At 68.7% G+C, this 15,755-nt stretch carries 1 protein-coding gene (cut by a window edge); it reads left to right on the forward strand.

Annotated features, from left to right (window positions below):
• On the forward strand, positions 1–15,755 hold the beginning of the coding sequence (locus tag K7472_RS19240; RefSeq protein ID WP_222979729.1) for a lonely Cys domain-containing protein. The gene runs 32,857 nt beyond the window's last position; the window shows 15,755 of its 48,612 coding nt (coding positions 1–15,755); its start codon is at positions 1–3; its stop codon lies beyond the right edge, outside the window.

Here is a 15,755-nt window from a genome sequence, read left to right on the forward strand (position 1 = left end):
ATGAAGTGGGACCCAAGCCCTATCTACGACTTGGGGAACGCGTTCATCTCGTTCGGTGATTTCCTGGATGAGCAGCTTGCCGACATGAGCAGCGCGTCGTTCGATCTGGGGGACGGCGCGTGGATGGGCGATGCCTCGATCTCCATGTCGTTGGCGTGGCAGAGCGGCACCAATGACAACATGGGCGGGCTGCGCGGCGCGGGGATGAGCCTCGTGGAGCAGTGCTGGCAGCTCGGGGAGTCGATCAACTATTACGCGATGTTGCGGACGGCCCAGGAAGCGACCCAGGCGAAGCAGACGTTGCTGGATGTCATTGCCGGGATCCTGGGGGTCGCCTTCGGTGAAGTCGCGGCGTTCACGGGTGAGATCCTGGGCGCGTTGGGCGCTGCGCTGGATGCGCTGCTGGCGGTCTCAGACTCGGTAACGGAGGCTATCGCGGCGCTGAGCACGTCGATGGAGCAGCTGGGGAGCTGGGTAGGCGACACGGCCACCGCGGTGGCCGACACTCTGCCGCAGTGGGTCGTCTCGATGGGCAGCAGTCTGGGCAAGATCGGTTCTGTTGCGGGACGTGTGGCATTTGATCTGACGTGGACGTCCGCGGCGACGACGGCGGCGGTGGACGCCGTGGCGGGAGAGAAGACAGACTGGTCGCGGTGGTCGCCGATTCCCTTGACGGCCCAGGAGTGGGAGCAGTTCATCTCCGAGGGTCTGCTCCTCGGTCCGGTCGGCTATGCGCTCACCAAGGGCATCAAGGGCGCGATCGCGTCGTTCGAGAACGGCAAGGCCGGCGCGGTGAACGTCGGCGACATTCCAGCCATCAAGCCTTCGTCGACGCCTCAGGTGACGGAGACAGTAGGTTCCTCGGTGTTCGGAGGGGTCGGAGGGGTGACGGCTCCACGAGGGGCCGGGGCGGCTGGTGACACGATCGCTCCGGCTCCCAAGTCCCTTTCCAAGTCGGGTGCCGACCTGACACCTACTGGTGGGGTGAACTCCGGCTCGACGCCGGTGGCGAGGTCTGCCGTCCGAGACGGCGGCAAGAACCCGGCGGTGTCTCCGGGTGGGCCTCGGGGCGCGCGCAGTGTCCCCGCGGTCAGGCCGGCCGATGTGGGGAGTTCTGACCGGGTCGGCGAGGCGACCCCCGATGTTCCCGCGGGCCAGAGCAGGTCGGCCCTCGCCCCCCGGCCAGGCACACCTTCCTCCGTGCGGCCTGGTAGCGGAGACGGGGTCCCGGTCGCGGCGAAGCCCATACCGCATGACCCCACCAGCGTGCGGCGGGACATCGGTGGTGCCTTGAGTGGGTTGGCGAGGGCAGCCCAGAGCGCGACGAGGCCGCTGACGGCGGACGCGGGGCGGCGTGGCGGGGTGGAGGGTGTCGGGGCCGACGGGGGTGAGCGGCGCCTGGTCACCAATCCTGGTCCGCTGTCTCCGCTGCCGACGGGTGACCGCAGCGACGTGACGCATCCGGTCGCACGGGATGTCGCGGACACTATGCCCCCGAGGACCCTGAAGGCCGAACTGGGTACGGGCCTGGGCGATCACGGGACACCCAGCCACGCCGATGCCGATGACGGGCGGGTCAGCCGCACGGTCGATGACGTGCTCGACTCCGCTCGTCCGGCAGGCTCGGCGTTGGAGGCGGCGGCCCGGTCTGTGCTGCGTAATGAGGGCCGCCTCGACCCGGGAGCGGCGCGTAGTGCCGTTGAAGTCGGCCGCGCGCCGGCCGTCCGGGCAAGCAGTGCGCTTGTCGGAGACCTCTCCAGGGAGTCCGATTCCGGCGCACGGGCCGGCGAGGCGGCGGCGACCACGGATGGGCGCTCTCCGTTCGCTCCCAGCTTCGGTGGGCGTGTGCTGAGCCCGGCCCGGGAGCCGTTCGTCGCCCCGAAGCGGAGCTACCGCAGCTTTGATGAGCAGTCGTCGCACACCACTGACGCGCCCTCCCCTGTCACGCACACGGAGGACAGGCCGACCGTCACAGGCACCGGCAGCGGTTCGTCGGGCACACGCGGCGATGATGCTTTCTCCGTGCGGAAGATGGTGGAAGTAGAAGGCAGCTCGGGCAAGCAGGGCGACAACACGGCGTCCTCGCCCGGGACGGTCGCCTCGCGTACGTCGGTGTCGGCCCGCTCGCTTGAATCGGCAGACGCGGTCCGTGGAGATGAGTCCCTCTCGCAGACCGACGGCGCATCGGGCCTGCTCAAGCAGACCGACAGCGCGGTATCCGTACCCCTCCGGGCTGCCGGAGAAGGGCAGTCCGCGCCTGCCCGTCCGTCGGACGCTCACGGGTCGCTCGACCAGCAGGCCGCTGAGTCTGCTTCGACCCCGCTGTCCAGCGACCGCTCCGGGCCCGCAAGTTCGAGCGGGGCCCGGGATGCCTCGCCCGCGCAACGCGTCGAGGACGCTTTCGCCGGAAGGGGTCCGCAGAACAAGGGCGCGTCTGCGGACGCGACGCTGAGCCGTGCGGACAAGACGGCCGAGTTGATGGAGCAGAAGCGGGCGGAGGCTCGTCGGCGACAGGAGGAGATCGAGGCTGTCGCGGCCAAGTCGCCCGAGGTGAAGTCCGCCTTGGAGACTGTGCGGCTGCACCAGGAGTTGACGTTGCGGGCGGAGGAGGGGGTCAGAAACGCCGAGCGGGGGAGTGACCGGGCACGAGGCGGCCTGGTGGCGGCCTCGGCCAGGGAAGGGAACGCGCGAGGACGCGTATCGGCGGTGGCGACGCGGGCCGCGCAGAAGTCCACCGACTACGAGAGTGATCGCGACACCGCCGTTGCCCAGCGGATCGAGCATGACGCGGCTCCCACGGACGAGACCGAGGTGAAGGCGGAGCAGGCCCTGGAGCAGGCGAAGGCCTCGTTCCTCGAGGCCAGGGAAGCCAAGAAGGAGGTCGCCGCCGCGCGTGATTCGGTCAAGGAGATGCGGGCCGCCGCCCAGAAGGCAGATGAGGGCCTCGACAAGGACTTGGGGGCGGTCCGCTCCGCGCATCAGGCCCTTGTCGACCGCAGCCAGGCGTTTCGGCAGGTGGAGAGGGGGCTGGAGAACGAGCTGCGTGTTCATGTGCTGCCGGCCGCCGCCAGGGATGCCGAGGATGCCGCCCGCGGAGTGCGGCAGGCACAGGCCGCTGTGGAGCGGGCCACAGGTGCGGTGCGCGATGGCCGCCCGGGCGCTTCGGGGCAACTAAGGGTCGCGCAGGAGGAGCTCGCTGCGGCGCGATCCGCCAGCGACGCAGTCACCGAGTTGCCGACTGCTTTGGCGGCGGCGCGCGCCGCGCGGGCCCACTACGCCGAGTTGGAGAAGTCGGCCGCGGCCAAGGCCGCCGAAACCGAGAAAGCGGCGGCTGCTGACGAGAAGGCTGCTGGCAAGGAGATGGCTGGTGCCCAGGAGCCGGACGGCCCCCCGGCAGTGGCCAAGAGCGTAGGGGCCGATGACAAGTCGGCCACCGTGGCGCATGAGGAGCTTGCCAGCTCTGGGATTCGGGAGGAGACCGGGAGGCCCGTTACCGCTGAGGCGGCTGACGGCACCAGGAACGGCTCGCCCAAGCAGACGGCTGGTATCGAGGGGCCGGAAGAGACGGTTGGCGGCAACAGGTCCGGCACCGGTGAGGAAGGTGCCGCGGCTGGGGAAGTCAGGACCGAAGCGCTGGTGGAGGCGCGTCGTGTCGCGGGGGTTGCCGAGGGCCGACTCGCGCGGCTCTTGACCGCCGTGGAGAAGCTGGGTGTGGTGGCCCCGGAGCGCGAGGGCGGCCGGGAGGCGGGGCGGGAAACGCCACAGGGCATGGCGGCGGCCAGGCGTGCGGGTGCGCGCCGTGAGGCCGGTGCTGATGCGGAGGGTGTGGCGGCAGCCAGGAGCGCGGTGGAGCGTGCGCGGGCCCGGGCATTGCGGGCGGAGGAGCTGTGGAGCGAGCGCAAGCGGCACGAAAGCGCCGCGCTGGGCCGGATGATAACGGCCCGGACGAAGGTGAGCGGTGATGTGCAGTCGGTCAAGGAAGGCAGGAAGGGGCTGAGGTCGGCGCAGGAGGCGCACGCTGAGGCTCAGGAAGCGCTGAGGCAGGCGCGACAGTCGGTGACCCGAGAGACCGAAGCTTTGCGCCAGGCCGAGAGGGGCCTGGAGAGCGAGCAGCGGGTACAGGCGCTGGATCTGTCGGATGCGACCGTGTCGGCGCGCGAGGAGGTGGGGGCGGCGCGAGCCGAGCTTGCGGTCGCTGAGCGTGCTCTCCAGGCACAAGAGCTCGGTGCCGAGGAGGCCGTGGCTCAGGCGAACCGGAAGCTGGGCGATGCTAGAGCCGGTGTGCAGCGACTTGAGCGGGTCGATTCCGCGTTGGGTGCTGCCCGGACCGCGCGGGCGAGGGCGGCGGAGGCGGAGCGCGCGGCCGAGAGCGGGGAGCCAGGTGCTGCGCGGGGGCTGGAAGCGGCCCGGCGGCAGGTCAGCGAGGCGGAGTTCGACCTCGTGAGGGCGCTGAAGGATCAAGGACGCGTCGGGGCGCCGGGTGACCGGAGCGGGGTGTCGCGTGCGGTGCGTGCGGCGCAGTTGAAGGCGATGACTGGACGTGTGGAGGAGGCCACCGGGCCGGGCCGCTCGGTAAAGGTGCAGGCTGCGAGGGAGGCGCTGGACAAGCAGCGGGCCGCGGCGGAGCAGGCGGGCAGGGATGTCGCGGAGAGGGCCGCACGGGAGGCAAAGGCAGAGATCATCCAGCGGTTGACCGGTGATAGCGCGCGCAAGGCGCAGGCCGCCGCCGCCGATGCCGCGCGGACCCAGAACAAGGCTCTGCTCGCTCACCGCAGGGCCAGGGAGTCCGCCCAGGCCGCGAGGGCGACAGCGGACGCTATGTTCCGGGAGGCCTACCGTACTGGTGAGGGCCTTGCGGAAGCCGTTGCCGCGGAGAGGACGGCCAGCCAGCTGGAGGACGCGGCTGAGGCCACGCACAAGACGGCCGACGAAGCGCAGTCGGCGCAAACCCAGGCCTCACGGGCGATGGGGCGCAGGAGCGCTGTGACTCGTGAGAAACAACGAGACCTCGACCAGGTCCGCAACGAGCTCGCCACCGCGCGCAAAGAGCGCGACCTGGCGGATGGGAAGCTCGCCCGGGCGATGGACGCTTACCACGAGACCGTCAACGCCGAAAAGACCGCTCAGGCCGGCAAGGACGCTCCCGCGCAGGGCGGGAGCGAGCACGATGTGGCTGTCGGCGACAGGCGTGAGGCTGCCGGAGGCAAGGAGGACGAGGCTGCGGCGGGCCGGGGCGAGGAAGACGCCGGATCCGTCAGGCGTACTCGCGGGGCGGCTGCGGCGGATCGTGCGGTCTCCTCGCGGGAGCAGGCGCGTCAGGCCGCTGACCGCTCGTCACGGGTGCGGCAGGCCAAGGAGAGCTTCGAGGTCCTTCAGCGCCGGACGCACTGGCTGGGCAAAATCCGCTTCATCCGCCAGGAGGTGCAGGCGGACGCGCTGCGGGACTTCAAGAGGGCGCAACTGGGCGAGGCCTTGACCAGAAGAGACTGGGACGCCGCGCTGGCGCTGGAGACGTCCACGGCCATCGCGGCCAAGGAAGCCGAGGCCGGCGCGCGTAAGGCGTTGTTCGATGCTGCCCGCTCGGGGGGCCCGGAGGCGGTGGACCGGGCCGCAAGGGCACAGCAGGAGTCCGAGGCTGCGGCGAGCCGGGCCGCGGACGCCGCGCGGGGGGCCAAGTCCGCGGGCGACGTCGTCCGCGGCGCGAAGGCGAAGACCGCGGCCGCCAAGGCCAAGCTGGTTGAGGCCACGGGCGACGTCAATGAAGTGGACGGATATGTGCTGCGTGGCGAGAAGGAACTGGCCCAGGCTGAAAGGCACTACAGCGACACGCTGCGGGAACAGGTTGTAGCGAAGGCTTCGCCCGCGGTGCGCTCCGCTCTGGAGCGTGTTCACGCTGCTGAGCGTCAGGTGCGCTCCTTGCGGGATGCCGTGCGAAGCGCTGGTTCCGGGCAGCGGGCCAAGGCATTGCGGGCCGAGGCCGACGCGGCGGAGAAGGCGGTCGAGCAAGCTGGGACGCGGGCCGCGAAGGACTTGGATGACGCCGCGAACCTGCTGGTGCGGGCAGGGGAGGACGGCACGGCCCGGTCGGCGGCTGAGGCAGCGCGTGCCGAGGCGAAGGCCAAGGTCTCGTCCCAGACCCTGGAGCAGGCACGCGCGAAGGCCCAGCAGGTGTCGCATGCCGCGAAGGAGGCTGAGAAGAACGCCGTCGGCGCCGTGAAGGAGCTTGGGCGCAAGGCGGGCAAGGCCAGCGGCAGGCAGCGCGCCGGACAGCCGGACGACCTGCAGCAGGCACTGAGCCAGGCGACGCGGGAACTGGCACAGGCCAAGGACGAGCTCGCCGTCCAATTGCAGGACGGGGCCAGGACACGGCGGCCCGCGGGCCGGCCCAGGCGCCCCGGCAAGGACACCCAGGCAAAGCAGGCATCTGCCGCACACGGCGGCCCGGCCGGCTCCAGCCGTGGGGTGAGTCGGCCAGCCGTCGGGCGTGGGACGGCCGTCACAACCCGTCAGCCACTGGAGGGTTCCGCCACCACTGTGGAGCCGGAAGGAACCCCGACCAGGCCCCAGGTCACGGCAGGCTCCGCCCTGTTCGACTCGACAGGCCACACCCTGGACGGCACCACTGTCGAGCCGGTCCCCGAGGATCCCCGCCCCACTGCATTCACCGGCACCGGCCGCACCCTTCAGGAGACGCCTGAAGAGCTACCTATCGCCACCCGAACCCCTGCCTCCGAGAGCGAGCAGCCGTGGACCGGGGCGGACTCGGGCAGCGAGCGGCCGCAGGCCACGCCGGATGAGGAGGGCGCGGCCAGTGCAGTGGGCGAGGGCGCGTTCCAGGGCGAGGGGTGGAGACTGGGCGGCAGCAAGGGGACTGGGACGCGGATAGCGGGAGAAGAAGACACCGCCGCGAAGGGCCGCGCGCGGCCTGCGCGGGCCGGAGGCCGGGGAACCTTCGAGACCCTGGGACGCAGGCTCGGCGGCCTTAAAGACCCGAAACCGGTTGCGCAAGAGGAGGACGTGCCGACCCGACAGGTTCGAGAGGGCGCGTTCACCGGCACAGGGCGTCGGCTGGACGGCAGTCGGGTCGAGGGCCCGCAGCCGCACGCCGCCGACACGGGAGGCGAACAGGACACGCGCGCGTCCGGCGACACGCAGGACGCCAACGCCGCATCTACCACCGGGGAGGCCGGGACCGCGTCCGGTGCCGAGGCGAAGCCCCGGGCTGAGGTCTCTTCCGGGACGGAGGCCGGTACCGGGGCGGAGCCGGGTCCGGGGCACGGTGAGAGGGTGGGCGGCAGCGCTGCCGAGCTTCCTCCCGACCGGTCTGCCGCGGCATCGCGTGGCGGTTCTGACTCCGTGCGCAGCAGCCCCTTCGAGGCTGTGGGCCGACGGCTGGGCGAGGGGGCCGCCAACCCGGATGCGCGGGAGCGCGAGAGCGCGACGGGCCATGACACCGGTGCTACGGCGCGCCGCGGTGTGCCACGGCTGCATTGGCGTCCCGGCCGTATCGCACGCGTGTGGGCGGTAGAGCGTACGCTCAAGACCAATAAGCAGGCAGTACGGAAGGCAGCGGCACACTCCAAGCAGGTCGCTGAGTCGCTGCAACAGGTGGCCCGGGCGCAGGCCGCCGTGGACAAGGCTGTCGTCGCCACTCGCCAGAGGGCCGCTGAACGGCGGGCGGCGTACTATCAGTGGCAGCACGACGACAACCGCTCGAAAGCCGCTTCCGCGCGGTTGGAGGCGGCGCTGGCCGATGAGGGCAGGATGGCCAACCTGCACCAGATGGCGAGGAAGACCGCCGACGCGCAGGTGAAGAAGGGCGACAGCGGCCAGGAGGCACAAAGCAGTTACCTCAGCGAGGCCGAGGCAGCGCATCAGTGGCGGGTGGCGCGGACGGCGGCCGAGCAGGCCAGGACGAGGGCGGAGCAGGCGAAGGCCACAGCCGAGGCCTCCGAGCAGCGGCTGCTGCAAGCACAGGGGCTGCCCACGAGGATCAATGGCCGCACTGTGTGGTCCGGAGTCGGCGGCGCCAGCCGTGACTTGGACCGTGCCTTGGGCGAACTTGACAATGCGCGGGCAGAGTTGGCAGCAGCCATGCGCCTTCACGCAGCTGCCCGTACCGCCCCGGAGCAGGCACGGCAGGTCCGCCAGGCCGAAGGCCGCGTCGCCGGACTGACCGCGGACGCCGAGCAGCACGAGACCACCGCCCAGGCGGCAGCCCAAAAAGCGGCAGAGGCCCAGGTCGCCGCCAAGGACGCGGCCAAGGCGGCAGCCATTGCCGCCAGGGACCTCGCCGGCGCACAAGACGCCGTGAAGGCGCAGGCGACCGGGACCAGACCCTCGCCGAAGCACGCCGCCGAAACCCCGCGAGAGACGGAATCCCCGCAAGTCCCCCAGGCCGCCCAGACCACCGTGGACAGCGGCACCGATACCGCGCCCGTCGCGGGGGTCGCGCCTGCCGAGGACGCTTTCTCCCGTAAGGCGCCGGCCTCGCAAGACCGGCTCGAGCCGAGCTCTGACGCTCCTGGCGAGGCCCCCGCAGCCGTAAAATCCCGTCTGGCCCAGGCGGAAGCTGCCGTGGAGCAAACCAAGGGTGTTCTGACCCAGGCCACAGCGGCGGCCAGGGAGCAACGGGAGAGCGCGCGGCAGGCACAGGCCACATCGCAGCAGACCCAGCAGGAGCTCAAAGCCGCACGAGCCCAGCTTGCCGCCGCCGAGGCAGCCCTGCCAGCCCTCGGCGGGCGTCAGCCCAGCACACCACCCGTTGGCCTGCCTCACGCTCTGGGCCCGTTGCTGCAACGGGCCCGCAACGCCGCCCGTCTCAAGGCGGTGGCCCGGCTGAGTCCATCGGTCATCAAGGACCCAGACGCCAGCCCTCTCACCACCGCACGGCTGCAGGTGGCACGCGAAGACCTCATCCAGGCACGGCGGGATGCCGAGAGCGCCGGGGCCCAGGCCGCGCTCAGCCGCACCGAGGAAAGGCGGGCCCAAGCCGTTTGGGTGGCACGAGTGGCACGCGCCGACAGCGCGGACGGGGCCGTCGAGGCCGCGACCCGGCGCGCCGAGCGGCTGGCCGAGGCCGAGAACATCGCCAAAACCGAGGCCAGCGGCGCCGCATCGCAAGCCAGGACCACCGGCGCCGCACAGGATCTCGCGCACGAGCAGGCCACTGCCGCCGCCCTCAAGGAAGTCAAAGCCGCACGCGATCACGCCGAAAAGCAGGTCAAGATCCGCGCTGAGCAGGCCAGGGAGGCCCAGGCGCAAGCCAGACAGGCGGAGGAGTCAGCTTTCCGCGCGGCCCAAGCGCTCAGTGAGCACAAAGCCGTCCACGCCCTGGCCGCCCAGCGGGTGGACGACACACACATCGAACTCTTCCTCACCCTCCGACACGCCAGAGCCGAAGCGCGTCAACTCGCCCGCCTCACCTCGCCGCAGCGTGCGAAGGGCGAGCGCGAAACAGCCGAACAGCACCTCGCCATGCAGAACGCGACCGAACAGGCCCCGGCAGCCACCGCCCCAAGCGATCCGGCCGAGCGGCGTGAGCAGGAGGAGCAGACAACCGTCCAGTACGAGGCCCTCACCGAACAGGAAGCGGGGCGGCAAGGGGCGGCGGGAGAAACGGAGCACGCTGAGCAGACACCTCACCAGAAGGCGATCGCCCAGCGGTTGCAGCTCATCAATGACTTCAAGCAGAATTTCAACCGCGCCCTGGCCACCAGCCGGGCGCGGGCCGCAGCCGCCGCACAACTCGCCGCCGAACTCGCGGCGCACCGGGCCGCTCAGGAGAAGGGCACGACGTCCTCCAGGCAGGACGATCCTGCCGACTCCGCTCACGAGCCTGGCGCGCGGCGGGAGATGTCCGAGACCATGCTTTCGCTAGGAGAGCCGTCGTCCGGGAGTGCGGAAGGCGAGCAGTCACAACCGCGAACGGAACTGCCCCACACCGAGTCTGTGCGGGACGACAATTCCGAAATCGGAGACGCCGTCACCGGGCCCGAGTGGCCCACCCCCCGCTTCACGCTCCGCAACGAGACCAGCCGCACGCCCTACGGCACCATGCGGGACCGCCTGGTCGACAACCCATTGGTGCTCCCCACGCTCAACGGCGCCCTGCTGAGCGCCGGACAGTTCCGCGACTGGGGCAAGCAGCTGTTGATCGACGGCGAATGGCGCAATGCCGAGGCCACGGCGAGATGGATCAGGTCGCTCCCGGGTTGGTCGGCCAACAGCCGGATGCCGGTCGTATTGTTGGCAGGCGGGGCCGGAGGTACCTTCGCCCGTCAGCTGTCGCGCTTCCTCGGTGGGAACACGGTCATCGCCACGCCGGGCCACCCGATGCAGCTGTCCTCGCATGACATCTACGCGGGCACCCCGAGGTTTGACATCACGGATCGACGCACCTGGCTGGACGTTCGGGACGGCAAGGGGTGGACTCGGTACACCTGGCGCCACGCTCCCGAAGAGGAGCTCGGCCACGATCTCAAGAAGGTCCTGGCTCGGCTGGGCGTCACGATGGCACCCGCCGCCGTCGAACCGGACGAGCCGATCATCTGGAGCTACGGCCCCGAGGCACCGGTCCGCGTGGCTGAATACCACAGTACGGGCAAACAGGTGATGGCTCGCCCCACCCCCAGCGCGCCGGCCGGCTGGTGGCAAGCGTCCGCGCTCGTCAGGCGCTGGAACCCCTACCCCCTAACGCACCAGACGACGGATGCGGAAAAGACCCTCCGCGCGTTGCACGAACGCGACATCCGCGCGGTCGAGACCGTGCTCCGGGAATCCGGCGTCCACGCCGCGGAGGCGCTCGCCAAGGCCCAAGGCCGCAAGCGCGGCGTCGCTCCCGCTACCACCCCTCTCGGCCGGGGCCGCCCCGGCCGACCCGCTCAGCAAGCGGACCGTGGAGCCCCTTCCCGCGCTCCCCTCGGCACATCCGTGACCGCAGGGCCATCCACCGCAGCCTCGCCTACCGTCGCATCCAGCGATATCACCCTCACCGTCCTCAACGGCGAGATCACCACCAGTCTCCGCGCTTTGCGCGGCGTGAAAGGTTGGCGGCTCCCCCTGCTGGTCGCTGGACTGGCGTTCGCCGACCAGTTCACCACATTGCATCAGCAGGCCCTCGAACTCGGTATCTCCGTCAGGACCCTGCGAGATTTCAGCAGAAAGTTGCGGGACGCTTTGGGGCTGCCGAAGAGAGGAGGTGGCCGAGCGCTTGCGTGGGTGCCGGGAGCGGGACTGGAGATAGTGCACACGAGCGTGGGTGGGCCGTTCGGGTTCACCTTGCCTATCAAGTCGGACTGGCGTGATTTCCAGGAGCTGGAACGGCAGGGCTGGGAAGCTGAACAGCGTGTGCAAGGCAGCGGCCTGCCGATGTTGACCGCTGCTCTGCGTCTCGTGACCGGTCCTCTTTTCGGCAGTCGGCCGCCTGGATGGGTGGAGCCACTGCGCCAGCAGATGGCCAGGGAGATCGAAAAGGTCGTGCAGTATGTGATTCTGCTGACCTCGCACCCCGGCCGCTCTCACTATGATGAGCAGGTCGCACAGTTGGCCCGCGCTGTCCAGCAGGGTCTCCCCGTCCCTGTTATGTCCCGTCCATACCTGAGTGTTCTGGGCGGCACGACCCGTATCACCGGTATTCCCACCAGCTCCGAAGTGCCCAGGGGCGCCCTGGCCGCACTCGCCACCGCCCTGGTGTTCGCCGATCGCTTCACCACAGATCGGCAACAAGCCGCAGCGGCCGGATACTCAGAGCCAGCCACCCTGGAGACCGCTGTCTCGGCATTGCGCCAGGCACTTTCGCAGATCGCGGAACCCGTAGGGGTGATACAGGACCAGCCTGGTGGGCCCTACCGATTCCAGCCGCCTATCGCGTCCGACTGGGCGGACTTCCACCGAGCGGCGAATCACATTCTGCACGTCGGTCCCGAGGATCCCGATATGCTCGCGACCTCCATCCAGCAGGTCCTCGACCTGTTCACCGCAGAGCCCTTCGATCGACGGCCACCGGTCTGGGCAGAGCCGCTCATCAGCCGGCTGACTACTCTGGTCGGTCAACTGGCGAACCGAATCTCCCAGATCACCACGGATCCGGAGACCCTTGAGAAGACCCTCGCTCTCCAGCACCGTCTCGCCCCTCCCGCGCCTTCACGGCCTCCTCGCCTCATCCTCTTGGGAGGCTCCACGGATATCACCGGACTACCTGTCGCAGACACGAGTTCAGGACCCCTGGCAAAATTGGTCACAGTCCTGACTTTGACCGATTCGACTGCCTCGGACCAGGAACAGGCCCGGGCGATCAATCGTAAAGATCTAAGTTCGTGGGTCTCGAGATTGCAGGGTGCTCTGAAGGGGGCGGCGGGTGGGCCGTTCAGCGTGTCCCAGAAATCGGTACGTGGGGGGGCGTATCGGGTCGAGCCGCGGATCAGGTCGGATTGGGGTGATTTCCAGGAGTTGGCTCAGCGGGGCCTGAATCCCGGTGTGGACGATCTGGAGAGGGGGAAGCGGGAGCTTGTAGCGGCCCTCCGTCTCGTCAGTGGCCGTGCTCTGGGCCGCTGGTCCACCCCATGGGTCGATCAATTGCGTGAGCAGATCGCCGCGTTGGTGAACCAGGTGGCGGACCGGTTGATCTTGCTGGCCTCGGACCCCGACAGCCCCCTCTACGACGAGGTGGCTGTTGTTATGGCAACCACCACCAAAGAGATCGTCCTCTCGGGGACGTATGTCCCCGGCATTTACCTCAAAATGCTGGACGGCGATCCCAAGGTCGAGGGACTTGCCATTCCGAGCGCCATGAGGCGTCACCTGTCCCCAGAGTCATTGGGCAGAATGCTTGTGGTCCTTGGGCTGGGAGACCAGTTCACCTCGAATCAACAACAACCTGATGCCCTCGGTTACCCCCCGCACACAATTTCCAGTCTCCTCACGTTGGTGCGGAAACTGCTTCGTGACGCCTCGGGCGGGTCGGCATCGATTTCTCAGGACGCGAGAGGTGGGGCGTATTGGGTCGAGCCGCGGATCAGGTCGGATTGGGGTGATTTCCAGGAGTTGGCTCAGCGGGGCCTGAATCCCGGTGTGGACGATCTGGAGAGGGGGAAGCGGGAGCTTGTAGCGGCCCTCCGTCTCGTCAGTGGCCGTGCTCTGGGCCGCTGGTCCACCCCATGGGTCGATCAATTGCGTGAGCAGATCGCCGCGTTGGTGAACCAGGTGGCGGACCGGTTGATCTTGCTGGCCTCGGACCCCGACAGCCCCCTCTACGACGAGGTGGCTGTTGTTATGGCAACCACCACCAAAGAGATCGTCCTCTCGGGGACGTATGTCCCCGGCATTTACCTCAAAATGCTGGACGGCGATCCCAAGGTCGAGGGACTTGCCATTCCGAGCGCCATGAGGCGCGAACTGTCCCCAGAAACATTGGGCAAAATGCTTGTGGTCTTTGGGCTGGCGGACCAGTTCGCCTCGAAGCAGCTTCAATCTGATGCCCTCGGTATCTCCCTTTATTCAATGACCGATGACATCGTGGCGGTGCGAAAGGCGCTTCAGGAGGCTTCGGGCGGGACGGCGTCGATTTCTAAGGGCGTGAGAAATGAGGCGTATCAGGCCGTGCCGCGGATCAGGTCGGATTGGGATGATTTCCGGGAGTTGGCTCAGCGGGGCCTGAATCCCGGTGTGGACGATCTGGAGAAGGGGGAACGGGAGCTTGTAGCGGCCCTCCGTCTCGTCAGTGACCGTCCTCTGGGCCACTGGTTCACTGCCTGGGCCGATCAACTGCGTGAGCAGATCGCCGCGTTGGTGAACCAGGTGGCGGACCGGCTGATCCTGCTGGCTTCGGATCCCGACGGCTTTTTCCATGATGAACAGGCCATAGAACTCGCGCACACTGCCAAAAAATTCGTCAGTCGCCCACGGTACGCCCCCGGCCTGTACCTCAGAATCCTGGGCGGTGAAATCAAGATCGAGGGAATTGGTGCCGTAGCAGGCATTTCCGCAAACAAGCTTCCCGATCTGGTTGCGCCCTTGGTGTTCGCCGATCAGTTTTCCTCGCGTGGTGACCAGAAAAGCGCCTTGCCTTACCCCGAGGCTGCAGTGTATATATCGTTCCTCCGCTCCGCCGTGAGCGAGTACACGGAGGTGATACTAGATCCAAAGAGCAAGGTGTGGCGGTTCGTTCCGCCGATCAGGTCGGATTGGGATGATTTCCAGGAGCTGGCGAACAGGGGTATGCGGGCCGAGACTACTCCAGGTGCTGGATTGGAAATCCTTCGGGAAGCCCTCCGCCTTTCCGTCGGGTCACCTTTTGGTGGCAATCCTCCCTCGTGGGCGGCTCCACTCGTCGAACAGATCGAAAGGCGGATCAGTGAAGTCGCAGGCTATGTAGAGTTGGAGTCGATGGGACTTCAGCCACTGGATCCCGCGGGTGTGACGGAGATCGGTGATGGCGACCCGGCAGACAGCGACATCGCCATGACGGATTTCGGGGACGATGATCCCTTCGCTCCGTTCCCTTCGTACGACCACACCGGCCTCGTGGCGGGCCCGTCCTCATCGCTCGTGCGCACTCCCCGGCCCGGTGACTCCCCCGATGGTGGTGGTTGGCGCGGTGCGGTCCCCCAGGCGCCGGTGGGGGAGGTGGACACCCGTCATGGTGCTCTTTCCGGCACAGCGTCCTCGGACACCACGGACCCCGAGGATGGACAGTCTTGGGGCAGGGGCTCGAGCACTACCGCCGACCATGACGCAGGCGTCAGTGGCGGTGAGCTTCATCCGCTGGATGACTGGTCGGCCCGGCGGTTCGGCTGGCTCAACCCGGTGGTGTGGGGGCGCTCGGGTGGGAAGGAAGACGGAAAGCTCGAGCCTGTTGTCAGCTACGCCTCGTTCTCCGTACGCCGAGTGCGTATCGGCGCTGAGAGCGGGGTGGAGATCAGGGTCGGCGTCCGGCTGCGTGCCGAGGCTGGGGTGACAACCGGTCAACTGGACGCCGTCTGGCGCACGATCACCGCTGCCGCTGAGACGTATTACAACCGTCCACGGTATCGCCTGCCTGGCGCCTCCCGGGTGACGGCTGGCCGCCATGCTTCCCAAGCCGGGGACGGGCAGGCGGACGGTGACCTTCTGCGCGTGTCGATGGTCCGGGTCACCGGACCCGGTGAACGTGCCGATTCCGACGTGATGGTCTTCGACCCGGCGCGGACCGCCAAGCGCCCGGACCAGCGTTCCATACCGACCACTACGACACAGGCCCTGGCCGCTCACGAGGTCATCGGTCACACCCTGGGAATACCTGACGCTTTTCGCATCACCGAGACCACCCCCCGAGTCGACTCTGGCCACTCCCTGCGCTCCACAGACCCGGACCACCATGTTGGCACGCCCTGGATGGTCGTCGAGCAGGACACCGCCCCACGCCACCCGAGCCTTCTCATGGGCGACTACACCAAAGAGCCCGCCGACACCCCGGACGAGCAGACACCAGCACCCTCACACGCCGGACCCACCCCGCCGACCGCCGCTCTCCTCGACTGGGACCTGCACCGGCTCGCCCGGCATATCCACCTGAGCTCCGAGCCGGCCGACCTCTCGCAACCCAACACCCCACGACACGGAGCCATCCCTCAAGCCCCCGAAAACCACCCCACCAACTCCGCCGCATCCAGCCGCAACACCAACAATGATCCTTCTATGCCGCCAGCGGTCTTGGCCGTGCGAGGCGCCACGGTGCACGCGCCGGAGGCCGAAGACTTGGACGCCCCCGCCAGCGA

It is taken from the genome of Streptantibioticus parmotrematis (genome assembly GCF_019890615.1).
Taxonomy (GTDB): domain Bacteria; phylum Actinomycetota; class Actinomycetes; order Streptomycetales; family Streptomycetaceae; genus Streptantibioticus_D; species Streptantibioticus_D parmotrematis.